Annotated in this window: 23 protein-coding genes; 8 read left to right on the forward strand and 15 right to left on the reverse strand. The window is 58.9% G+C overall.

Annotation, left to right across the window (positions count from 1 at the left end; genetic code table 11):
* The first annotated feature begins 11 nt into the window (after positions 1–11).
* From PSQ90_RS12530 to PSQ90_RS12540, 3 genes are all read left to right on the forward strand, one after another.
* Complete coding sequence (locus PSQ90_RS12530) at positions 12–566, forward strand: hypothetical protein (RefSeq protein ID WP_282210631.1); 555 nt, start codon at positions 12–14, stop codon at positions 564–566.
* Positions 567–569: 3 nt separating this feature from the next.
* A complete protein-coding gene (locus PSQ90_RS12535) occupies positions 570–815 on the forward strand; it encodes a hypothetical protein (RefSeq protein WP_282210632.1) in 246 nt (81 codons plus the stop codon).
* Between the two features lie 274 nt (positions 816–1,089).
* The gene (locus PSQ90_RS12540; protein ID WP_282210633.1) at positions 1,090–2,052 is read left to right on the forward strand and encodes a cell wall hydrolase; all 963 of its coding nucleotides are present in this window, start codon (positions 1,090–1,092) and stop codon (positions 2,050–2,052) included.
* Positions 2,053–2,057: 5 nt separating this feature from the next.
* Here PSQ90_RS12540 and PSQ90_RS12545 read toward each other — a convergent pair whose 3' ends face one another.
* The 4 genes from PSQ90_RS12545 to ygfZ form a co-directional block, all read right to left on the reverse strand.
* Positions 2,058–2,570 (reverse strand): hypothetical protein, encoded by a 513-nt coding sequence (locus tag PSQ90_RS12545; protein WP_282210634.1) that lies wholly within the window; start codon positions 2,568–2,570, stop codon positions 2,058–2,060.
* A 103-nt stretch (positions 2,571–2,673) separates the two neighbouring features.
* Entirely contained in the window at positions 2,674–3,258 is a 585-nt protein-coding gene (locus PSQ90_RS12550) for an HD family hydrolase (protein WP_282213061.1), read from the reverse strand.
* A gap of 149 nt (positions 3,259–3,407) precedes the next feature.
* A complete protein-coding gene (locus PSQ90_RS12555; RefSeq protein ID WP_282210635.1) occupies positions 3,408–5,717 on the reverse strand; it encodes an autotransporter outer membrane beta-barrel domain-containing protein in 2,310 nt (769 codons plus the stop codon).
* A 404-nt stretch (positions 5,718–6,121) separates the two neighbouring features.
* Entirely contained in the window at positions 6,122–6,940 is an 819-nt protein-coding gene (ygfZ, locus tag PSQ90_RS12560; protein WP_282210636.1) for a CAF17-like 4Fe-4S cluster assembly/insertion protein YgfZ, read from the reverse strand.
* Positions 6,941–7,014: 74 nt separating this feature from the next.
* Here ygfZ and PSQ90_RS12565 point away from each other — a divergent pair, with 74 nt between their 5' ends.
* Positions 7,015–8,349 carry a dihydroorotase gene (locus tag PSQ90_RS12565; RefSeq protein WP_282210637.1) on the forward strand — a complete coding sequence of 445 codons (1,335 nt, stop codon included), beginning with the start codon at positions 7,015–7,017 and terminating at the stop codon, positions 8,347–8,349.
* On the opposite strand, the gene PSQ90_RS12570 is transcribed toward PSQ90_RS12565, so the two are convergent.
* The 4 genes from PSQ90_RS12570 to PSQ90_RS12585 all read right to left on the reverse strand — a co-directional run bounded on the left by PSQ90_RS12570 (position 8,346) and on the right by PSQ90_RS12585 (position 10,163).
* A complete protein-coding gene (locus PSQ90_RS12570) occupies positions 8,346–8,888 on the reverse strand; it encodes a hypothetical protein (RefSeq protein ID WP_282210638.1) in 543 nt (180 codons plus the stop codon). The two genes, PSQ90_RS12565 and PSQ90_RS12570, sit on opposite strands and share 4 nt — an antisense overlap.
* Positions 8,889–8,970: 82 nt before the next feature.
* Complete coding sequence (locus tag PSQ90_RS12575; RefSeq protein ID WP_282210639.1) at positions 8,971–9,249, reverse strand: hypothetical protein; 279 nt, start codon at positions 9,247–9,249, stop codon at positions 8,971–8,973.
* Positions 9,250–9,359: 110 nt separating this feature from the next.
* Positions 9,360–9,731 (reverse strand): TIGR02301 family protein, encoded by a 372-nt coding sequence (locus PSQ90_RS12580; RefSeq protein ID WP_282210640.1) that lies wholly within the window; start codon positions 9,729–9,731, stop codon positions 9,360–9,362.
* Between the two features lie 39 nt (positions 9,732–9,770).
* Positions 9,771–10,163: an NUDIX hydrolase gene (locus tag PSQ90_RS12585; RefSeq protein WP_282210641.1), complete on the reverse strand. Its 393-nt coding sequence runs from the start codon at positions 10,161–10,163 to the stop codon at positions 9,771–9,773.
* A gap of 65 nt (positions 10,164–10,228) precedes the next feature.
* On the opposite strand from PSQ90_RS12585, the gene PSQ90_RS12590 reads away from it, so the two are divergent.
* Entirely contained in the window at positions 10,229–10,954 is a 726-nt protein-coding gene (locus PSQ90_RS12590) for an SOS response-associated peptidase (protein WP_282210642.1), read from the forward strand.
* On the opposite strand, the gene PSQ90_RS12595 is transcribed toward PSQ90_RS12590, so the two are convergent.
* From PSQ90_RS12595 to PSQ90_RS12610, 4 genes are all read right to left on the reverse strand, one after another.
* Positions 10,951–11,514 (reverse strand): hemerythrin domain-containing protein, encoded by a 564-nt coding sequence (locus PSQ90_RS12595; RefSeq protein ID WP_282210643.1) that lies wholly within the window; start codon positions 11,512–11,514, stop codon positions 10,951–10,953. The genes PSQ90_RS12590 and PSQ90_RS12595 overlap by 4 nt on opposite strands.
* A gap of 110 nt (positions 11,515–11,624) precedes the next feature.
* Positions 11,625–12,125, reverse strand: coding sequence for an SRPBCC family protein (locus PSQ90_RS12600; protein ID WP_282210644.1), 501 nt, complete (start codon positions 12,123–12,125; stop codon positions 11,625–11,627).
* Entirely contained in the window at positions 12,118–12,489 is a 372-nt protein-coding gene (locus PSQ90_RS12605; protein WP_282210645.1) for an ArsR/SmtB family transcription factor, read from the reverse strand. The genes PSQ90_RS12600 and PSQ90_RS12605 overlap by 8 nt, the downstream gene beginning before the upstream one ends.
* A 54-nt stretch (positions 12,490–12,543) precedes the next feature.
* Positions 12,544–13,956: an FAD-binding oxidoreductase gene (locus tag PSQ90_RS12610; protein WP_407648218.1), complete on the reverse strand. Its 1,413-nt coding sequence runs from the start codon at positions 13,954–13,956 to the stop codon at positions 12,544–12,546.
* A gap of 100 nt (positions 13,957–14,056) precedes the next feature.
* Here PSQ90_RS12610 and fabI point away from each other — a divergent pair, with 100 nt between their 5' ends.
* Genes fabI through aroC form a run of 3 tightly spaced genes read left to right on the forward strand, consistent with a single transcriptional unit; the run spans position 14,057 to position 16,739 of the window.
* Complete coding sequence (gene fabI, locus PSQ90_RS12615; RefSeq protein WP_282210647.1) at positions 14,057–14,863, forward strand: enoyl-ACP reductase FabI; 807 nt, start codon at positions 14,057–14,059, stop codon at positions 14,861–14,863.
* Positions 14,864–14,923: 60 nt separating this feature from the next.
* Entirely contained in the window at positions 14,924–15,559 is a 636-nt protein-coding gene (locus tag PSQ90_RS12620; protein WP_282210648.1) for a histidine phosphatase family protein, read from the forward strand.
* A 58-nt stretch (positions 15,560–15,617) separates the two neighbouring features.
* Positions 15,618–16,739, forward strand: coding sequence for a chorismate synthase (gene aroC / locus PSQ90_RS12625; RefSeq protein ID WP_282210649.1), 1,122 nt, complete (start codon positions 15,618–15,620; stop codon positions 16,737–16,739).
* Between the two features lie 60 nt (positions 16,740–16,799).
* On the opposite strand, the gene PSQ90_RS12630 is transcribed toward aroC, so the two are convergent.
* From PSQ90_RS12630 to PSQ90_RS12640, 3 genes are all read right to left on the reverse strand, one after another.
* Entirely contained in the window at positions 16,800–17,444 is a 645-nt protein-coding gene (locus PSQ90_RS12630) for an SH3 domain-containing protein (protein WP_282210650.1), read from the reverse strand.
* Positions 17,445–17,600: 156 nt separating this feature from the next.
* Entirely contained in the window at positions 17,601–18,191 is a 591-nt protein-coding gene (locus PSQ90_RS12635; RefSeq protein WP_282210651.1) for a peptidase inhibitor family I36 protein, read from the reverse strand.
* 114 nt (positions 18,192–18,305) lie between these two features.
* On the reverse strand, positions 18,306–18,935 hold the full coding sequence (locus tag PSQ90_RS12640; RefSeq protein WP_282210652.1) for an SH3 domain-containing protein: 630 nt from the start codon (positions 18,933–18,935) through the stop codon (positions 18,306–18,308).
* Positions 18,936–19,089: the final 154 nt, after the last annotated feature.

Here is a 19,089-nt window from a genome sequence, read left to right on the forward strand (position 1 = left end):
GCGTCAGCATAGTGAAAATCTGGTTCGGACTGGCACTGTTGCCAATGATGATGGGGGCCGTAGCGCCTGTAGTGGCCCAGGAGGATGGGCAAAGCTGCGCCGCCATTGGCGATGCGAGCAGCCGTTTGGCGTGCTATGACGGGATTTTCCGGCCCGGTGTTCCGGCTGAAGGGGCTGTGTCGGTAGTTTTTACCTCCGAGCAATCAATCCCAGCGCGACCCAGCGGGCGCGGGCAGGCAACGATGACAGTGAGTTGCGATGCGGGCAAACTTAGCGTGGCATTTGCTTTTGCCGGTCACGCTTTGTCTGGCACCAGCCGGGATTCGGGCATTACGCTGCAGCCGGACCTGCAGCCGGCGCGGACCCGAACCCTACCTGCATCGTCTGACAACCGTTCGCTGCTGATCGACAATACGCGCGACGCAGTGGCGTTTCTGGAGCAGCTGGAAGGGGCCACCAATTTGAGCGTGCGCACCACGCCGTTTAATTATCGTTCGCTTTCGGTGCGGTTTCGCATAGATAATGCCACTGATCTGTTGGCGCCGGTTCGCGCCGCCTGCGAGTAAAATATGGACGCTCCAAAACCCAAGCTTATCGTTGTTCTGGCATTTGACCCCGGCGAGGACGGCACCTTGGGGCCGGCCATGGAGCCGATGCAATTTGAAACCGAGGACCGTGCCAAGCGCTTTGCCCGGGATCTGTCGGAAAAGCACGCAGGGGTGATTGCCTGGGCGCGCACCGCCGATCCCGACCTTGGGGATTTTGGCGAACCCGTCGAACTGGTCCGCTACGGCGATGTGCCGGACATGGAATAGCATTATCAACCCACAAATTTCTTGCTGCGAGATGGTCACAACCTGACCATTTTGGCGCCATATCGGCTCCCGCTTACCGCCTGATTCCACGTTTACGTGCTGCTAACCCTAATAGGACACAATTACAGACGTCGGCATTTTAGTCTCACTTTGCCGATTGAGTAGTTTTGTTGCGTTGAGTTGAGTAGCATTCATGGTCCATCCACACCCACCGGTGGCGCGCAGGCGCGTCGGTAGAGCGGCACGCCGGAAGTCCAATTTCGGCAGATCCCTGATGATGGGCCTTGTGGCTCTTGCTGGCTATGCGAGCCTGACCGGGGCCGCTGTCGGTCCCAATGCCGATCTTGCCCATCAGGCTGTTGCGCAGACGCCAGCGCAGGCACCGAGCATTCGTTATGTCGGCACCGACCCGATCATTACCGGTTCGGTCAGCAATCTTTTCAGTTCCGGTGGCTTTGCCGGGCCCAATCGCGCCAGCAAGACCGACAGGATGCGCCCGCAGGTTGACGTCTTGTCGGTGGCGCGCAGTTTTGAGCAGACCCGATTGCGGTTGGCCGCGTTACGGCTAGGGCCGGCTGATCCCAAAATTCTTGGTCAGAACCGGATCGCAGACGCCGCTGCCCCAAAGCCGGACGATATCGAGGGGCCGCGTATTTCGGTGGCCGCGATTGATCCAACAAGCAGCGGCGCGCTCAATGCGATTGCCGCGCTCGTCCCAACGGCGGACGCGCCATCGCCAGCGCTGGCTTCAGCAAAGTTGGCCTATGCGCGCGCCAGTGCGCCGGTGACCGGGGAATTTGCAACGACGGAAAAAGTCTCGGTTTCGGACAAGCAGTTGTGGTGCCTGTCGACAGCGATTTATTTTGAAGCGCGGGGCGAAAACTATCGCGGGCAGGTGGCGGTGGCCCAAGTGGTGATGAACCGCACCAAGGCCGAGCTCTATCCCAGCACGATCTGCGGGGTTGTGTTTCAGAACCAGTCGCGTCGCAATGCCTGCCAGTTCTCATTTGCCTGTGATGGCATTCCAGAGAGGATTACCGAGCCCAAGGCCTGGAAGCAGGCGCAGGAAATTGCGCGCAAAGTTGTTGATGGCGAACTATATCTGACCGAAGTGGCGGATGCGACGCATTATCACGCCACTTATGTGCGACCCGACTGGGCGCGGCGCATGCAGCGCGTGACCCAGGTGGGCATGCATGTATTCTATAAATTCAAGAATGGCTGGCTATTTGGCTAACCGGTTCAGCACACGGTAGCGGTTTTGGTGAAAATGCACGTCAGGCCGGAGCTGGAGCTGATGATCTTGCCGGCGGCGGTGTTGAGGTAGGTAATTGAATTGCCCTGGGCGAGGGGCAGGCCGAGCCAGCCGTTACTGCCGGTCCAGGTGAAAAGCGTTGCCTGGGCGGCGGTGTTGACGCGGTTTACCTCGACACCTGGATATTTCACATGAGGCGACAGCATGGCCTCACTGGAATAGGTGCCGGTCGAGGTGGTGGTGATATCCACATAGCTGACCTTGCCATATTCGACTTTTTTGATCCGGACCTGCTTTTGCGGCTCGGTCGAAACGCTATCGTCATAATCGACCGAATAATCGCGCCCATCGACATGGAGCAGTTTGGAGGTGTCGATGCCGCTGGCGAAACCGTCGGCAAGGGCGGTTGAAACAAATCCAGATCCAGTGGCGGAAAGCGCCGTGGCGCTGATAGCGCCAAGAGCGAGGCCGAGCAGGAGATGACGCGTGGGCATTGACATGGTGATTGTCCCGAAATGGCGCAAAGGGCGACAAAGTCTTAAGGCTTTATCAACCATGATTGTTGCGCGCGGGGCAAAGTTTACCTGGCGTTAGGGTTAATATTCACAGGGCGTCAAGTTTGGCGCTGAGGGCATCAAAAGTGGTGACGAAGCGGTCGTGAGCTTCGCGCGTCGGGCAGGGGCGGATCAGACGCTCGAACTGGTCAAGATCAAATTCGGGCACACTGGGGGTGCCGAACAGGCGGCGCGCTTCGGGTGGTTCGAACCCGGCAAGGTGGACAGCTTCGAAATAGGCCGCTTCCCGGTCGGCCTTCTTGATCTGTTTGACCAGCGTGGCCGGGGGTACGGCGGAGAGCGAAAAGCGCAGATGGATGGCGCCGAGCAGGCGGTTTTCCACTTCCTTGTAATTGCCCCCCATCGCCGCCTTGAAGGGGGAAATGATGTCGCCCATGACATATTCGGGGGCGTCGTGGAGCAGGGCGTGCAGCGCCCCGGCGGGGGTGGCGAACGGATTATGGTTCTGGAACAGGTCGAGCACCAGAATGGAGTGCTGGGCCACCGAATAGGGATAATCGCCCTGTGTCTGGCCGTTCCAGCGGGCGACACGGGCCAAGCCATGGGCAATATCGCTGAGTTCAACATCAAGCGGGGAGGGATCGAGAATATCGAGCCGCCGACCCGACAACATGCGTTGCCAGGCGCGGGTTTTTTCGCGTGCCACAGTCAGCCCCCTATTGCTGCTTTAATAGAGTGCAAACGCTAAAGGGCGGGCGGCGATTCGCCAAATGGCTTTGGTGGGCGAGGGGTTATCCGACCGGCTTCCCGGTCGGATAAAGCCTAGAAGCGGCCTTTGGCACCGATATTGGCGGAGACGGTGAAAGCGTTGGTGGTGGAATAACCGGCTTCCATCCCGGCGGTGAAGTTGACACCGTGGTAGGCGTTAAAGGCAGTGTCGAGACCGACAAAGCCGCGTGCCTCGCTGGTATTGGTGCTGCCCGCGAGCGTCAGGCCAGTGCCCAGCAGATTGGCGGTGATCGCGTCGCCCCGGGTGAAAATGCCATCAACACCAGCGCGCACCGAGGTTTTGAGATCGCCATTTTCGATGTGGCGGGTATCAAGCGCGGCATTGACCTGGGCGCGCACTTCAAACACGTGGGTGTTTTGATTGCCAATTGTCAGATTGGCGATCGAGCCGGTTTCGCTATAGCCGTTCTGGAACAGACCGGCATAGCGCAGGCGCAGGCTGGGGGTGATGACCATGCCATTGACCTGTTGGTCGACTCCGACGGTGACCGAGGGGCTGATGAAAAAGCCATTGAAATTGGCGCTGGCGGTATCAACGCCGCCGGGGGCCAGATTGTTGAGCACCTGACGGGTGCTGTTGTTGAGCATGACGCCACCGGTAACGGCGAATTTGGCGAACAGGGCCTGTACCCGCTGGTCGAGATAGGCACCGCCAAACAGGCTGGTGCTGTCGATACGGGTGGCGGTGCCCTGAGGGCGGCCGGTTGCCGCACCAACAAAGACGCCTGCAGTGGTGTTGGGCGCCAGCGATCCATCCAGACCGGCAATGACGCCGCCCTGCACATAATCGCGATTGCCCTGATGACGATAGTTGCCAAAGACTTCGCTCCACCAGGCCAGACCATTGGCGGTGGGTTGGCCAGCGCTGGCCATGGTAGCGGTTGCGTTGGTGGCCTGATTGCCGGGGGCGGCGGCATAGCCAAGAGCCGAGGACGGGCCGGTGCCACCGGTAGCGGGGGAGGCGGTGTGATTATCAATCACATCGGCAATGGCGCGGGTGCTTTGGGTCAGCATGGTGCTGGCGCCATCAAAGCCGGTGGGATTGACCAGCGCCACAATATTGCCGCTGACCACATAGGGCTGGCCATTGGTATTGATGGTTGTCGGCATGCCGGTCAGGGTAAAGGCGGCATTGGCAAAGCCGGGACCGATATCAAGGGTTGCCGTGGCGGGATCACTAAAGGCAATGCCGCCCTGAATGAGCGTGCCGGGCAGCAGGTTCAGCGTGCCATTGTTGCTGTCAAATCTGACGGCATTGGACTGCTGGCTGATGAGCGTGCCGCTATTGGTGACGGTGGCGTTGAGGTCGGTGGCATCAATGCTCATGGCGTTGAAGCCCGTCGCTTTGATGGTGCCGCTATTGGTAATGGTGACAGTGTCGCGGTTGGAACGGATGCCGGCGGCGTTGTCGCCGGAGGTGCTGATGGCGCCGGTATTGGTGACGGTGGCGGTGCTGCCGTAGGCATAAATTCCACTGGCGGCCTTTCCGGTCGTATTGACGGTGCCGTTATTGGTGATAACCGAGTTGCTACCGGCGGAATAGAGGCCCAAGCCGCCGATGCCGGACGTATTGACGGTGCCATTATTGACAATGGTGGCGGTGGCGCCGTTGGAATAGACGCCCAAGGCGCTATCGCCTGAGATGCTGATGGTGCCGTTATTGGTGATGTTGGCGGTGACGCCGGCGGAAAAAATGGCGTAGGCGTTATCGCCCGCGGTGCTGATGGTGCCGCTATTGGTGATGGTGGCGGCGGGGCCGTTGGAATAGATGGCGTTGGCGTACTGGCCCAAGGTGCTGATGGTGCCACTATTGGTGATGCTGGCGGTGACGCCGGCGGAAACAATGCCGGCGGCGTTATTGCCCGCAGTGTTGATGGCGCCACTATTGGTGATAGTGGCAGTGGCGGCGGTACCGCTGGAATAAATGCCGTGGGCGCCGGCGCCGGCGGTGCTGATGGTGCCGCTATTGCTGATGGTGGCGGTGGCGCCGATGGAATAGATGCCGTTGGCGCTGTTGCCGGACGTATTGACGGTGCCACTGTTGGTGATGGTGGCGGTGGCGCCGCTGGATGAAATGCCGTAGGTGGCGGCGCCCGAGGTGCTGATGGTGCCGCTATTGGTGGTTGACTGGCCAGTACTGAGCATTAGGAGAGCGGGGTTAGCGCCGGTTGCAAGGGTGCCGCCCGCCTCGATCGTACCGGTGTCGTTGGGATCGTTCAGGGTCTGCGTGGTGGTTTCGGTTTGGCCGTTGATGATGGTGAAACTGGCGGCCAGCGCGGTGGCGGTGAGCAATAGCGGCAGGATTGCGGTGCCGATTAACAAATTGCGCTTGGACAGAACCATTGTGCGTAACCCTTAAAATGCAGCGACCAAGGGCGGCGTACCAATTGCCAGCCTGCCCCCAAGCGGCCCAAAACAAAATCAAATAATTTCTTATATAATCATTAGTATGCAAAGCGGCGGACATTGCAATAGATGCGGCTAAAATGAGGCGGGAAAGGTAAATGGGCGCGGCTTAAAGATTAAGCGTCGACGGCGAGACTATTTATCTGATTTCTATAGTTTTTTTTGAACAGGCGCGTACTGGCGCGGCAAACTATTGCCAAACGCACCAGCAGCGGACGAATCAAAATTCGTCCATGCGTGGCTGTCGGGCAACAGATTATTGGCGTTGTTTCCAAAAATCCGAAGCTGTTGTTGCAAATATCCCGAATGAGACCGCGCTATTGGGCATATCTACCACTGATCTATTGTTCGGCGGTGGAATCGCCCAACTGGTATGTGGCCCAATCGGGGACGGCGAGGGTAATGGGCGCGTCGGCGGCGGTGATGGTGGTGGGATCGGTCAGGCGATCAAGGCGGAGGATGGCGACGGCCTGATGGTTGAGGACGCGGCCGAGGGTGCCCGCCTCGCGATCATTGGCCATGACCGGGGTGCCGCTGGGGGCGGTGGTATTGGTGATCAGAACCGGGCGGCGGCGGGCGGTGCCGCGGTGTTTCATGCGGCTGACGACTTCCTGACCGACATAGCAGCCCTTGGCAAAATCGATGCCGCCCAGAATATCCATGGCGATATCATGGGCGAAAAGCTGGTTGGGTTCGAAATCCTGACCCAGTTCGCAAATTCCCGCTCTGATGCGGGCGCTGGCATAGGCTTTGTCGTCGGCCCAGTCGGTGGTTTGCTCAACCGGGGCGATGAGACGCCAGCCGAGATTGACCGGGCCGATTTGCTGGCGGTGGGCAAAGTGGCTCGGGCTTTCGGCATAACCGGGGCGGTGGGTCACGCGCAGATCCTCGATTTCGGCCTTGGCGCGGAGGCGGTACATTTTCATGCGCTTGAAAAAATCGTCGGCTACGGCGGCGTGCACATCGAGCCAGAGGGCGTCATCAGCCCAGCCGGCCATGCCTTCGGCCAGAATTTTGCCCTGCGGCGACAGTAGTGCCCACCAGGCGGCAATGTCGCCCGAAGCGGGGATATGGCCAGTAACCACATCGTTGAGCAATTTGTGGGCTTCGGGGCCGGAAAATCTGAAAATGGCGCGGTCGGCACGCAAAGAAATGGTCATACTCGCTTGCCCCTTTGGCGCAGCATCCGCTAAACCGGCGCCAAAGCCCCAATATTTGCGAACGGACCCCAGACATGGCGCACTATGACGTGATTTTCAAGAACGGTACGTTGGTCAATCATGATGGTGAGGGACTGGGCGATGTGGGGGTGCGCGATGGGCAGATCGCGGCGCTGGGTGCGCTTGGCGGCGACAGCGCCGACCGGATCGAGGATTGCAAGGGCCTGCACATTCTGCCGGGCGTGATTGACAGCCAGGTGCATTTTCGCGAGCCGGGTGGTGAATATAAGGAAGATCTGCAGTCGGGATCACTATCGGCGGTGATGGGCGGGGTAACGGGGGTGTTTGAAATGCCCAATACCAATCCGCTGACCGTTACCAAGGAAGCGTTTGACGACAAGATTTCGCGCGCGACCAACCGGATGCATTGCGATTTTGCTTTTTATATTGGCGGCACGCACGACAATGTTGGCGCGTTGGCGATGCTGGAAAAGCTGCCGGGGTGTGCGGGCGTCAAGGTTTTCATGGGGTCGTCCACCGGTTCTCTGCTGGTGCAGGACGATGATGGCGTTGAGGCGATATTGAGCGCGATTTCGCGGCGGGCAGCGTTTCATTCCGAGGATGAATATCGGCTGGAGGCGCGCAAGCCTTTTCAGGTCGCCGGGGATGTTTCGAGCCATCCGGTGTGGCGCGATGCGGAAGCGGCGATGATGTGCACCAAGCGGCTGGTGGCGCTGGCGCACAAGACGGGCAAGCGCATTCACGTGCTGCATATTTCAACGGCGGAAGAAATGGTGTTTCTGGCCGAGAACAAGGATGTGGCCAGCGTTGAAGTGACCCCGCACCATTTGACTCTGGATGAGACGGCCTACACCAGATTGGGCACTTATGCGCAGATGAACCCGCCGGTGCGCGATGCGGCACATCGCGCCGGGATCTGGGCCGGGGTCGATAATGGGGTGGCCGATGTTTTGGGATCGGACCACGCCCCTCACAGTCGCGAAGACAAGGCCAAACCCTATCCATCGTCGCCATCGGGGATGACCGGGGTTCAGACGCTGGTGCCGATCATGCTGGATCACGTCAATGCCGGTCGGATGAGCCTGGCGCGCTTTGTCGATATGAGTTCAGCAGGGCCGAACCGGCTGTTTGGCATTGCCAGGAAGGGACGGATTGCCGTGGGCTATGACGCGGATTTGACCATTGTTGATCTTAGGCGCACCGAGACGATCACCAATGATTGGGTGGCGAGCAAAACCGGCTGGACGCCCTATGATGGGGTGTCGGTTACCGGCTGGCCGGTGGGCACGATTGTGCGCGGGCAGACAGTGATGTGGCAGGGCGATTTGGTGACGCCGTCAATCGGCCGGCCAATGCGGTTTCTGGAAGCGCTACCGGCACAGGGTTAGTCGCCGAGCGAAAAAGTGCTGAGTTCGCCACTGGGCTCGATGGTCAGGCTCCAATAATAATAGGCGCCGTCCGAGGAAAGGCCTGCAGCGACGTCGGCTGGCAGGATGCGATAGGCGTCAACCAGTTGGCCGGGGGTGAGGCTGGTGACGTCGATGGCGGCGAGATAGGGCCAGATGTATATGGTGCGACCATCGGTGAAGCTGGTCTTGCCGTAAGGCATTTCGAGCGCGTTGCGTAGATCGGCCAGCACCTCGACGCCCTCTCCATCGCGGGAAAATTCCTTCAGCGTTGCGATGGGGTCGGCGACTTCACCATAGCTGACCTGAGGCGGGTATTGCTGGGCATCGAAGATGGGTTTGAGCGCAGCGATGTCGCCAGTCTCGGTGGCTGTGATCAATTGGGCGCGTTTTTGCTCAACCAGCTTTGGGAGCGCTGAAAGATCGGCGCTGATCTCGGTTTTGGCCTCGGTTTGATTCTGCGCCTGGGCGGGATGAACCAGCGTGAGGGCAAGCGCTGCGGCCAATACCAGTTTATGCATGACGCGTTATCTCCGAAAGCGTCGGCATGGTGACTGGGAAAGGCCAGCATTTCAAGCGGGTAGGGGTGGCATTTACCGAAAACTACTGCAGGACGCGATCGAGATTATATTCGCCCGAACGGATACGGTCGGGCAGAAGATCGACAAGGGCAGCGGTGGCGTCGTCGCCATGCATTTTGACAAAAGTGGCCAATGCCGCAAACAGGGAGGCGTGGGCCAGGGCCAGGGTTTCGACGCCTTCATCCTCGGCTGCGTTCCAGGCTTCGGCCAGATATTCAAGCGCAAGCTGGCGCTCGGACTGGTCCTGATCCAATGGGCCATCGGCGATGGATGATGCAAATGTGGGTTTACTGACGCTCATGAAAACTGGGTAGCATGGCATTTTGCGAGAGGCGCGCAAGAAGTCACTCAAAGGTTAATGTCTCCCCACAAATTGGATGTTGCTGTGGAAAACCGGTGCGACGGGCCGATCTATTCAGCGTAGCGGGCGTGAATTGAGCGGGCGAGTTTTTCAGCTTCGGCCAAAAGGCGGGTCAGTGCCTCGTGAGCGGACGGGGTGCAGGAGCGGTGAAAACGGGCATAGGCGGTGTAGCCTTCGTTAAAGGCACCAGCCAATCGTTGGCGGCGGTCCTCGTCGGGTTCGTCCAGATTGATCAGGTCGGCCATCTGGGCGCGCCAGTCATCGGCATCGGGCTGGCAAAGCGGTTGCAGGAAATAAAGGCTGCCCATGATTTCGGAAAGGCGCTCCATCTGGCGCTGATAGAGCGGGTCGAGTGCCGTGGCCGGGGTGGCGAGCGCCACGATCAGCGTCAGGGGCAGCAATATTCTTGAAATCAGGGACAAGGCAATTTCCGGCGTGCTGGGATGGGGCTGTCTAGCAGGTCAACGGCTGAGCGCGAAGGCTGTTTCAAGCACAAAATCGAGACGAGCGGTGGTGCGCAGCGCGCCAATGACATTGGGTGCGATCCATTGATGCGCTTTGATTTCGCTCGATGGCAGGATCTGGCCTTCGAATGTGGTGGTGGTAAAAATGGCCAGCTGGAACTGCTCATTTTGTCCCAACGCCTGGGTCATGACCGGGGTGAGGTCGAATACGGTCAGGCCCAGTTCTTCCTTGATCTCGCGGGCGGCGCATTGCTCAATGGTTTCGTCGGGTTCAATGCGTCCACCGGGCAGGGTCCAGAGATTTTGATAGGGCGCAAAGGCGCGCTGGATCAGCAAAACCTTGCCCGAGCGGATCAGGGCGACGCTGGCGGCGTTGGGAAGGGTGGACATTGGGCATCCGTTTGCGATTTCGATCCGGGCAGATTAGCGCTAAAAGATGAATGAAGGAGCCTGATATGTGCGGCCGGTTTGTGATTTCGATGTTGCCCCGACAGTTGCCAAAGCTGTTCAAGGTGGTCAATACGCCCGAAATGGTGGCGCGGTTCAATGTTGCGCCAACCCAGCCGGTGCTGGCGATCTGGGAAAGTGCAGGGCAACGAAACGCGGAACTGGCGCGATGGGGATTTGTGCCGGGCTGGGTGAAGGACCCGCGCGAATTTCCGCTGATCATCAATGCACGGGCCGAGACAATGGCGGAAAAGCCGACTTTTCGCGATGCGCTCAAGCACGGGCGCTGCATCATTCCGGCCAGCGGTTATTATGAATGGCGCACCGGGCCGGACAAGAAAAAGCAGCCGTTTTATATCACATTGGCCAATGATGATCCAATGGCGCTGGCGGGGTTTTATTCGACATGGGTCGGGCCTGAGGGCGAAGAGGTCGATACGGTGGCCACAATCACGGTGCCGGCCAATTCCGAGCTATCGGTCATTCATGACCGGATGCCGGCCATTCTGGATGCGGAGGGGATCGAAGAATGGCTCAATGTTCGCGATGTCCGGGCCAGACGGGCTGCCCAACTTGTGCTGCCGCTGGGGCCGGGACGGGTCAAATTTCATCCAGTCTCGACGCGGGTCAATTCGGCCCGTATTGATGAGCCTGGTTTGATCGAACCGGTACCGCTCGACAAGCCCGAACCGCCAGAGCCGAAGAAAGCGGGCGGGCAGTTGGATCTGTTCTAGACACCAATTTCGAAATAGCCCAGTGCATCGCCGATTGTCTCTTCCTCATAGCCAAGGTGGGAGAGCAGGACTTTTTCGAGCGTGTGATAATGATCGCGGGCGGCGGTGAAATTGACTGGACCAGGGTCGCGGGCCAGATCGTTGAGGGCGTCGACCAGCTTTAGCAATAGTTGATGTACGATGCCATGTTCTGCCTGCAAGCGGTTGGCGATTTTAGCAAAAATATCGCCCTGTTTGGCCAGTTCAGGAAAGATGGCATAGTCTTCGATGGAATGGTGGGTGTTGACGATCTGGCAGTGCTGGCCACACAGATTGCCGAAGCGGCGATAATTATGAACCATGCTCAGGGCCGAGGTTTCGGCCTCGATTTCGGCGGGCGTCACGGTGCCGGCGCTGGCGCGTTCGATCATCTTGCCGAGCACTTCCATGTTCTGGCGCAAATGATCGTGGATCATCTTGAGATGCTGGCCTGGCTGCTTTTGTGCTTCGGTCAGACCCTCAAGTTTTGGCGGCTGGGGACGCGTGGCATCGTCCAGAAATTGGATTTCATCGTCGTGCATAAAAATTCTCGTATTGGGTGGATGCGAGATAGGGTGCGCGCGCCGCGCGATCAAGGGGCGACGTAACTGCCAAGGTGGCGGCACGTCGTCAGGTTTTTGGTGTGGATCGACTATTTGCCGGCTTTTTGTTCGGCCAGCATCTCGTCGATGATCTTGTAGCCGCTGCCCCAGCCATTATCCATGCCGGACATCTTGTCGGCAAAGCAGGTGATTTCGGCCTCGGTCGGGTCGATGGGGATCTGGGTAAGGCGCACTTTGGTTCCGGCATCGGCGTCAGAGAAAGTGACGGTGGTCAACAGGGTGCGTGGCCAATCCGGCATCATCGGATTGGCAGCAATATTCCAATCGGCATCGGTTGAGGAATGGTGCCAGACCAGCTTTTGTTCGGTCTCGACCTCCATGAACAGGGCCTTGCTCTTCATGGATTTGTCGGCCCATTTCATTTCGTTGAGCCAGATGCCGCCGGGCTCGAGATCGAATTGGTGAATGATGGTTTCCACCCCCGGGCCATACCAGCGCGCCAACAATTCCGGCTCGGTCCAGGCGCGCCAGACAAGGGCGCGGGGGGCGTTAAACAGGCGGTCGAGCTGATATTCCGGGAGCTTACTCATGGTTCTGTTCCTCGGTGGTTCTTGATTGCAGGTCGGCCAAAACATCGTCCAACCGATCAAAGCTGGTGCCCCAAAAGGCTCTGAATTCGTCGAGCCAATTGACCGCCAGCGCCATATTGTCGGCGCGCAAGCGGGCGGGGCGGCGTTGTTCGTCGACTTCGCGCTGGATCAGGCCGGCTTTTTCAAGAACTTTCAAATGGCGCGAAACGGCAGGCTGACTCATCTGGAAGGGCGCGGCCAATTCGTTGACAGTGGCCTGGCCGGCGGCCAAGCGCGACAATATTGCCCGCCGGGTCGGATCGGCCAGGGCGCCGAATATGACGTCCAAATCAGGTTGTTGGCGTGTATAACCATTTTCTTCCATAACGAGAATGTTATATAAACTGCGACAGTGAGTCAAGCTCGACTGCTCTGGCGCTCAGGTCAGCATTTTGCCGGGGTTGAGGATGTTGTTGGGATCGAGCGCCTGTTTGATGGCATGCATCATTTCAAGCGCGACGGGGTCCTTGACCTGTTTGAGCAGTTCGGTCTTGAGCTGGCCGATGCCATGTTCGGCTGAAACGGAGCCGCCGAGTTTGAGCACGATTTCGTAAATGGCGGCGTGGACGGGGTCTGCACCGGCCATGAAGGTTTTGGGGTCGGCCCCGACGGGCTGGCTGAAATTGAAGTGAATATTGCCATCGCCCATATGGCCGAACGGCACGGCGCGAATGCCGGGGACAAGATTTTCAACAGCCTGTGTGCCCTCCACAATCAGGGCAGGGACATTGGCTATGGGCACGGATACATCGTGCTTGATCGAGGCGCCTTCGCGGGACTGGCATTCGCTCATCTGTTCGCGGAAGGCCCACATGCGGGCGCGGTCGGCCAGCGATTCAGCGAGCACGGCATTGGTGATCCATTCCTGCTCAAAGGCGGTTTCGAGTGCTGCCTGCAGCGTGCCGGTGGGGCCGCCTTTCATGCGCGAGACTTCGATCAGTCCGTACCACGGCGATGTGTCTGCGGTTGGATCGGCATCGAGCATATTGTGGCGCAACTGAATATCGAGGCCGATCCAGGGGATCAGTTCAAAGGCATTGAGGCGCGCGCCGGTGCGTTCGCGCATGGCCTGAAAAAGGGTAAGCGCCGCCTCGGGCGACTTGAGGCTGACCAGCGCTGTTTCATAATCTTCGGGCTGGGCGAAAATTTTAAGGGTGGCGGCGGTGATGATGCCAAGGGTGCCTTCGGCGCCGATCAGAAGATCCTTGAGATCATAGCCGGTATTGTCTTTTTTCAGAGAGTTGAGGCCGTTATAGAGGCGGCCATCGGCCAGGACCGCTTCAACGCCCATGCAGAGTTCGCGGGCATTGCCATAGGCCAAAACGTTGACCCCGCCAGCGTTGGAAGAGAGGACGCCACCAATGCGGGCCGAGCCTTGCGAGGCAATCCACAGCGGGAACATGGCCCCTTCGGCTTCGGCAGCATTGTGGGCTTCTTCAAGGATGAGACCGGCTTCAACGGTCATGGTGCCGGCGGCGACATCAATATGGCGCACGCCATTGAGTCGGGAGAGGGAAATGATCACCTCGTGCCCGCTCAAGGGGACCTGGGCGCCGACAAGACCGGTATTGCCGCCCTGGGGGATCAGCGCCACTCCACTGGTGTTGGCAAAGCGGGCGATGGCCTGCACTTCGGCCACGGTGCCGGGCAGGACAACCGCGAGTGCTGGCTGGTGGAAGCGCTTGCGCGGTTCGTTGAGATAGGGGCCCATCTGTTCGGGCGCTGTAATCAGGTGCGCGGCGCCGGTAATCCGGGTGAGCGCGTCGACAATTTGGGAAGTGGGCAATGACATGGGCGCACCATAATCGCCGACGGGGATTGGGAAAAGCGAAACCTTGCCGGTCTGGGCGGCCTGTGGCACAAGCGAGACAAACAGGAATGAGGAATTTACGATGGCCAATGGTTTGATGGCGGGTAAGCGCGGCTTGATCATGGGGCTGGCGAACAATCGGTCAATCGCCTGGGGCATTGCCAAGGCATTGCATGCGCAGGGCGCGGAAATGTGTTTTTCCTATCAGGGCGAAGCGCTCAAGCGCCGGGTGGAACCGCTGGCCGCTGAAGTTGGTTCCGATTTTCTGGTCGAATGCGACGTCAGTGATGAAGCGGCAATGGACATGACATTTGCCGAGATCAAGAATCGTTGGGGCAATCTCGATTTTGTCGTTCATGCCATCGGCTTTTCCAACAAGGATGAGCTTGAAGGGCGCTACATTGACACCAGCCCCGACAATTTCGCGCTGACGATGAATATTTCGGTCTATTCGTTTACGGCGGTGGCCAAGCGTGCCGAAGCGTTGCTCAATCCGGGCGGATCGCTGCTGACGCTGACCTATTATGGCGCGGCCAAATATGTACCCAATTACAATGTGATGGGTGTGGCCAAAGCGGCGCTGGAGGCCTCGGTGCGTTATCTGGCGGTGGACATGGGCAAGAAGGGCATTCGGGTCAATGCGATTTCGGCGGGTGCGATCAAGACGCTGGCAGCGTCTGGCATTTCCGGGCTTCGCGACATGCTGCACTGGCAGGAAGCCAATTCGGCGCTGCGCAAGAATGTGACGACCGACGAGGTCGGCGGTTCAGCGCTTTATCTGCTCAGTGATCTGTCGAGCGGCGTTACAGGGGAAATCCATTATGTGGACGCTGGTTTTAATGTCGTGGGTATGAAGCTGATGGATCAGGATACCCCGGCTGCCGAATAGTCGTTTTGCTGTAATATCGGTGCGCTAAACGCATCCAATACCCAACCAAGTGAGCCCGTTATGACTGCCCTGGTCTGGCCCGAGGTCTATTTTATTCGCCATGGTGAAACCGCCTGGAATGCGGAGCGCCGCTATCAGGGGCGACGCGATATTCCGCTGAACGAAAAAGGACAGGGGCAAGCCGACCAGAACGGGCGAACACTGGCGGCGCTACTTGAGGCGCGGCAGGTCGATCCGGCGGGGCTGGAATGGCACGCATCGCCTTTGGGGCGGACGCGCGAAACCATGGAACGGGTGCGCGCCTCGATCAAAGCAGATTTGCCCGAAATCATCATTGATGAGCGGTTGGTGGAGATTTCTTTCGGGGCGCTCGAAGGGCTTTTGCATGAGGAACTGGACCAGCATTTGGCGGTTCCTCCGGGACAGCGCGACGCCAGCTATTGGGAATTTCGCCCCGAGGACGGGGAGAATTATGTCGATGTGGAAGCGCGGCTCAGTGATTTTGCCCTGAGCATGGGCGGCCCATCGGTGGTGGTGGCCCATGGCGGGATTGCGCGGGTATTGCGGGTTCTGATCGAGCACGCCCCGATCGAGAAAATTCTGAACTGGTCGCCGCCGCAGGATGTGATCCTGCATTTCAATGAGGGCAAAGTCGAGTTCATCGGTTGGGATGATGTGGCAGGCGCCAAGGGCTAATTGACCTTAGCGGTGGCGGTGCCTAGAAAGCCCTATCTCGCGCAAAGGGTTTTTTGCAATGTCGTTCAATACATTCGGCCAGATGTTCCGCTTTACCACCTGGGGCGAAAGTCACGGACCAGCGTTGGGCGTCGTGGTGGATGGTTGCCCGGCGGGCCTGACATTGACCCCGGAGATCATTCAGCGCGATCTTGACCGGCGCAAGCCGGGGCAATCCAAATTCACCACGCAACGGCGCGAGGCGGACGCGGTCAAAATTCTGTCGGGGGTGTTTGAAGACGAGCGCACCGATGGCCCCCGCACCACGGGGACGCCAATTTCGCTGGTGATCGAAAATACCGATCAGCGCTCCAAGGACTATTCGGAAATTCGGGACAAATATCGCCCGGGCCATGCTGATTATACCTATCATCAGAAATATGGCATACGCGATTATCGTGGCGGCGGGCGCACATCGGCGCGCGAAACGGCTGCGCGGGTGGCGGCGGGCGCGATTGCACGGCTTGTGGTGGGGGATGTCAATATCCGGGCGAGCCTTGTGCAGGTTGGACCGCACAAGATCGACTATGCCAATTTTGACTGGGAACAGGTCGGTCAGAACCCGTTTTTTTGCGCCGATGCCAAGGCGGCTGCGCTGTGGGCGGACTATCTCGATGATATTCGCAAGCAAGGCAATTCGGTGGGGGCCGTGATTGAAGTTGTGGCAGAAAATGTCCCTGCCGGGTGGGGCGCGCCGATTTATGGCAAGCTCAGTTCTGACCTGGCGGCGGCAATGATGAGTATCAACGCGGTCAAGGGCGTGGAAATTGGTGCGGGAATGGAAGCAGCGAGCCTGACGGGCATTGATAATGCCGACCAGATGCGCGCCGGACAGTCCAAACCCTATTTTCTGTCCAATCAGGCCGGTGGCATTCTGGGCGGGATTTCGAACGGCGATCCGGTGGTGGTACGGTTTGCAGTCAAGCCGACCTCGTCGATCATCACGCCGCGCCAGACGGTCACGACGGACAATCGCGATACCGATATTGTCACCAAGGGGCGGCACGATCCGTGTGTTGGTATTCGGGCGGTGCCGGTGGGTGAGGCGATGATGGCGTGCGTTTTAGCCGACCATTTTCTGCGGCATCGCGGCCAGACCGGCCGCGAGGGCGCGGTCGGATTTCATCACGAGGATATTTAGTGGGCCACAGCAAAAACGCCGCCCACAAGGGGCGACGTTGTTGTCTTCAGGGCCGAAAATCTACCAGGTCTGATAGCTGGTGATCTTGTTGTTAAACGTACCCAGATGGGCCTTCGAGCCGGTCAGTGTGCGGCAGCCAGCGGCATAATTTACACCCTTACAGACCTGCACCTGGGCGCCACCGAAAAGTTTGATCGACGAAATCTTGTTGTTCCAGCCGGCGCTGAGATGGCCCTTTACCTTCCCGGCCTGGACGCAATAGTTGGCGCCGCCGAAGTTGGAATTCTTGTAAAAGCAGACCTTGGCAGCAACTGGGACCGGAGCTGGTGGTGGCGCATCGCCCAGGCCGAAGGAGAAGGACGGTCCGCCGGGGCCAACTGTCACCCCGAAGTTGAACGGAATGTCGGGCTCCGGTGCTGGCGCTGGCGCGCCGCCACCACCGCCACCTGTGGCAGCAAGGTAGTTGCCTGAGACCCAGCCATCGGGGCCAATGTGCTGGATTTTACACCAGGAGCCGTTACAGCCTTCAACATCGACGGTTTCGCCGGCATGCAGGCTATCCACGATGCCGTAGCCGGTGCCGGGGCCGGAGCGGACGTTGACCGCTGTGGTTGCCACAGCGGCGGCAGCAAGCGCTGCGCCGGTTGTGCCCAGAATTGCGATGGCGACGATGCTCGAAACGATAGTCTTGCGATTGTTGATCATTGTTCAAATCCCTGTTTTGACTGTTCAAGGCTCATAAGTGAGCCAAGTTGATGAACAGCAGTAAACAGGAATTGGGCTGAACTCGTTCTGAACGCGATGTTTATCGGGACCAGCATTTCATTCAGATTGACACCGGCCCGGCGATTTACTTTGGAGTCAATAGACTCGGATCGAAGATACGTTGTTGTTGAGGTAGGTGTTGAGTACCGGCTGGCTTTTGACGATGCGAGCGCAATAACTAGAGAAATAGGCGTCGCGACAAACCGTGGCACCTGCGGTGCCATTGACCTTGATCGAGGAATAGCGATTGTCGTTGCCCCAGAACACGAGGTCGCGGAACACTTGTCCGGTGCTGGCGCACAGGGAGGTACCGGTATAGTTGGTGCCGGTGTAAAGGCAGACGCTGCCGCCAGAGCCGTAGTTCAGGCGGGGACCGGACCAATGATCGGCCGAAGTCTGGCCAAATGTGATCGCGTGTTGGGGTGCCCAGCCATATTGACCACTGCCGCGCACCTTGCACCAGCGCATAGAGCAGCGTTCGACGCGAATGGCGCTATCTTCGGGAATGGTGCCGACGGCGGCATAGCGATTGCCGGGGCCTGCCTGCAAGAGAAGCGGGGTGGTGCTCCAGGCGGCGGACCCGTATGGAGGCGCTGCGCTTGCGGGCTGGCTCAAGAGTAATGGAGCCAGGAGCGCCAGTATAGAGAAAAAGACTTTGGCCGAACGGGCGAATACGCGATGCATCATCTTGGCTCCATATTGCAGCAGCTTTGGGGCCAGAGTAACGGCTGGTCTTGTGTTCTCCAAGTCCTAAATTTGATCAAGGCACCGCCGAAGCGATGCCTTTTCCGGGGAGGAAGATTATCGGACGCGGGCCGACACTATCGTATTGTTGAAGTTGCGCAGATTGGAAGCGCTGGTGGTGTAGGTGCGGCAATCGCGGAAGCGCGGGCGGGCGCAGACATCCACGCGCAAACCAGCAGGATTGCGGATTGAGGATATGCGATTGGCGAAATCGCCCAGATTGCGCAGGCTCTGGCCGCGGCTGAGGCAGAACCTCTGGCCGCGATAGCGGCTGCGGTCATAGAAACAGACGTCGCGATCAACGGGGCGCACGACCGGCGGACGCTGATTGCCGGTGCCAATGCTGAAGGACGGGCCGTTAGGGCCAACGGAAAATCCGAAGTTGACACTGGGTTGCCCATTATTGCCGCCCGTGCGGCTCAAATAGCTGGCCGATACCCACCCTGAGGTGCGGCGGTTACGCACTTCACAGAAATTGCGACTGCAGGAGCCGACCTCGACACTGGTGCCCCGCACCAAGGTATCGACAACGCGGTAATTGGTGCCAGGGCCCGAGCGCACATTGACGTTTGCCGTTGCCTGGGCCTGTGCCGCCTGGGTTGCGGGCAGGAAAACAACCGTGGCGGCCATGGCTACGGCGATCCCGGTGGCGATGTTCAGCAGCAGTTTACGGGTCTGGCGTCTCATTGGTAGCTCCTGATGTGCTGCATGGGCGCCATTTGAACCATGGCAGAATTGCAGCATCGTTTCTGTGAGGGTAGCAACGGGGAAAGTTGGGAAAGAGTTCCAGTGAGGTGGAACGCCGTTGGCCGCCAGCATCGTACTGGCGGCCAAAATATCG

It is taken from the genome of Devosia rhodophyticola (genome assembly GCF_028816475.1).
Taxonomy (GTDB): Bacteria; Pseudomonadota; Alphaproteobacteria; order Rhizobiales; family Devosiaceae; genus Devosia; species Devosia rhodophyticola.

What these genes read in the sequence shown, in the direction of transcription:
- PSQ90_RS12535 (WP_282210632.1), top strand. Translation starts at nt 570, where the DNA reads ATGGACGCTCCAAAACCCAAGCTTATCGTTGTTCTGGCATTTGACCCC.
- PSQ90_RS12540 (WP_282210633.1), top strand. Translation starts at nt 1,090, where the DNA reads ATGATGGGCCTTGTGGCTCTTGCTGGCTATGCGAGCCTGACCGGGGCC.
- PSQ90_RS12545 (WP_282210634.1), bottom strand. Translation starts at nt 2,570, where the DNA reads ATGTCAATGCCCACGCGTCATCTCCTGCTCGGCCTCGCTCTTGGCGCT.
- PSQ90_RS12550 (WP_282213061.1), bottom strand. Translation starts at nt 3,258, where the DNA reads ATGTTGTCGGGTCGGCGGCTCGATATTCTCGATCCCTCCCCGCTTGAT.
- PSQ90_RS12555 (WP_282210635.1), bottom strand. Translation starts at nt 5,717, where the DNA reads ATGGTTCTGTCCAAGCGCAATTTGTTAATCGGCACCGCAATCCTGCCG.
- ygfZ (WP_282210636.1), bottom strand. Translation starts at nt 6,940, where the DNA reads ATGACCATTTCTTTGCGTGCCGACCGCGCCATTTTCAGATTTTCCGGC.
- PSQ90_RS12565 (WP_282210637.1), top strand. Translation starts at nt 7,015, where the DNA reads ATGGCGCACTATGACGTGATTTTCAAGAACGGTACGTTGGTCAATCAT.
- PSQ90_RS12570 (WP_282210638.1), bottom strand. Translation starts at nt 8,888, where the DNA reads ATGCATAAACTGGTATTGGCCGCAGCGCTTGCCCTCACGCTGGTTCAT.
- PSQ90_RS12575 (WP_282210639.1), bottom strand. Translation starts at nt 9,249, where the DNA reads ATGAGCGTCAGTAAACCCACATTTGCATCATCCATCGCCGATGGCCCA.
- PSQ90_RS12585 (WP_282210641.1), bottom strand. Translation starts at nt 10,163, where the DNA reads ATGTCCACCCTTCCCAACGCCGCCAGCGTCGCCCTGATCCGCTCGGGC.
- PSQ90_RS12590 (WP_282210642.1), top strand. Translation starts at nt 10,229, where the DNA reads ATGTGCGGCCGGTTTGTGATTTCGATGTTGCCCCGACAGTTGCCAAAG.
- PSQ90_RS12595 (WP_282210643.1), bottom strand. Translation starts at nt 11,514, where the DNA reads ATGCACGACGATGAAATCCAATTTCTGGACGATGCCACGCGTCCCCAG.
- PSQ90_RS12600 (WP_282210644.1), bottom strand. Translation starts at nt 12,125, where the DNA reads ATGAGTAAGCTCCCGGAATATCAGCTCGACCGCCTGTTTAACGCCCCC.
- PSQ90_RS12605 (WP_282210645.1), bottom strand. Translation starts at nt 12,489, where the DNA reads ATGGAAGAAAATGGTTATACACGCCAACAACCTGATTTGGACGTCATA.
- PSQ90_RS12610 (WP_407648218.1), bottom strand. Translation starts at nt 13,956, where the DNA reads ATGTCATTGCCCACTTCCCAAATTGTCGACGCGCTCACCCGGATTACC.
- fabI (WP_282210647.1), top strand. Translation starts at nt 14,057, where the DNA reads ATGGCCAATGGTTTGATGGCGGGTAAGCGCGGCTTGATCATGGGGCTG.
- PSQ90_RS12620 (WP_282210648.1), top strand. Translation starts at nt 14,924, where the DNA reads ATGACTGCCCTGGTCTGGCCCGAGGTCTATTTTATTCGCCATGGTGAA.
- aroC (WP_282210649.1), top strand. Translation starts at nt 15,618, where the DNA reads ATGTCGTTCAATACATTCGGCCAGATGTTCCGCTTTACCACCTGGGGC.
- PSQ90_RS12630 (WP_282210650.1), bottom strand. Translation starts at nt 17,444, where the DNA reads ATGATCAACAATCGCAAGACTATCGTTTCGAGCATCGTCGCCATCGCA.
- PSQ90_RS12635 (WP_282210651.1), bottom strand. Translation starts at nt 18,191, where the DNA reads ATGATGCATCGCGTATTCGCCCGTTCGGCCAAAGTCTTTTTCTCTATA.
- PSQ90_RS12640 (WP_282210652.1), bottom strand. Translation starts at nt 18,935, where the DNA reads ATGAGACGCCAGACCCGTAAACTGCTGCTGAACATCGCCACCGGGATC.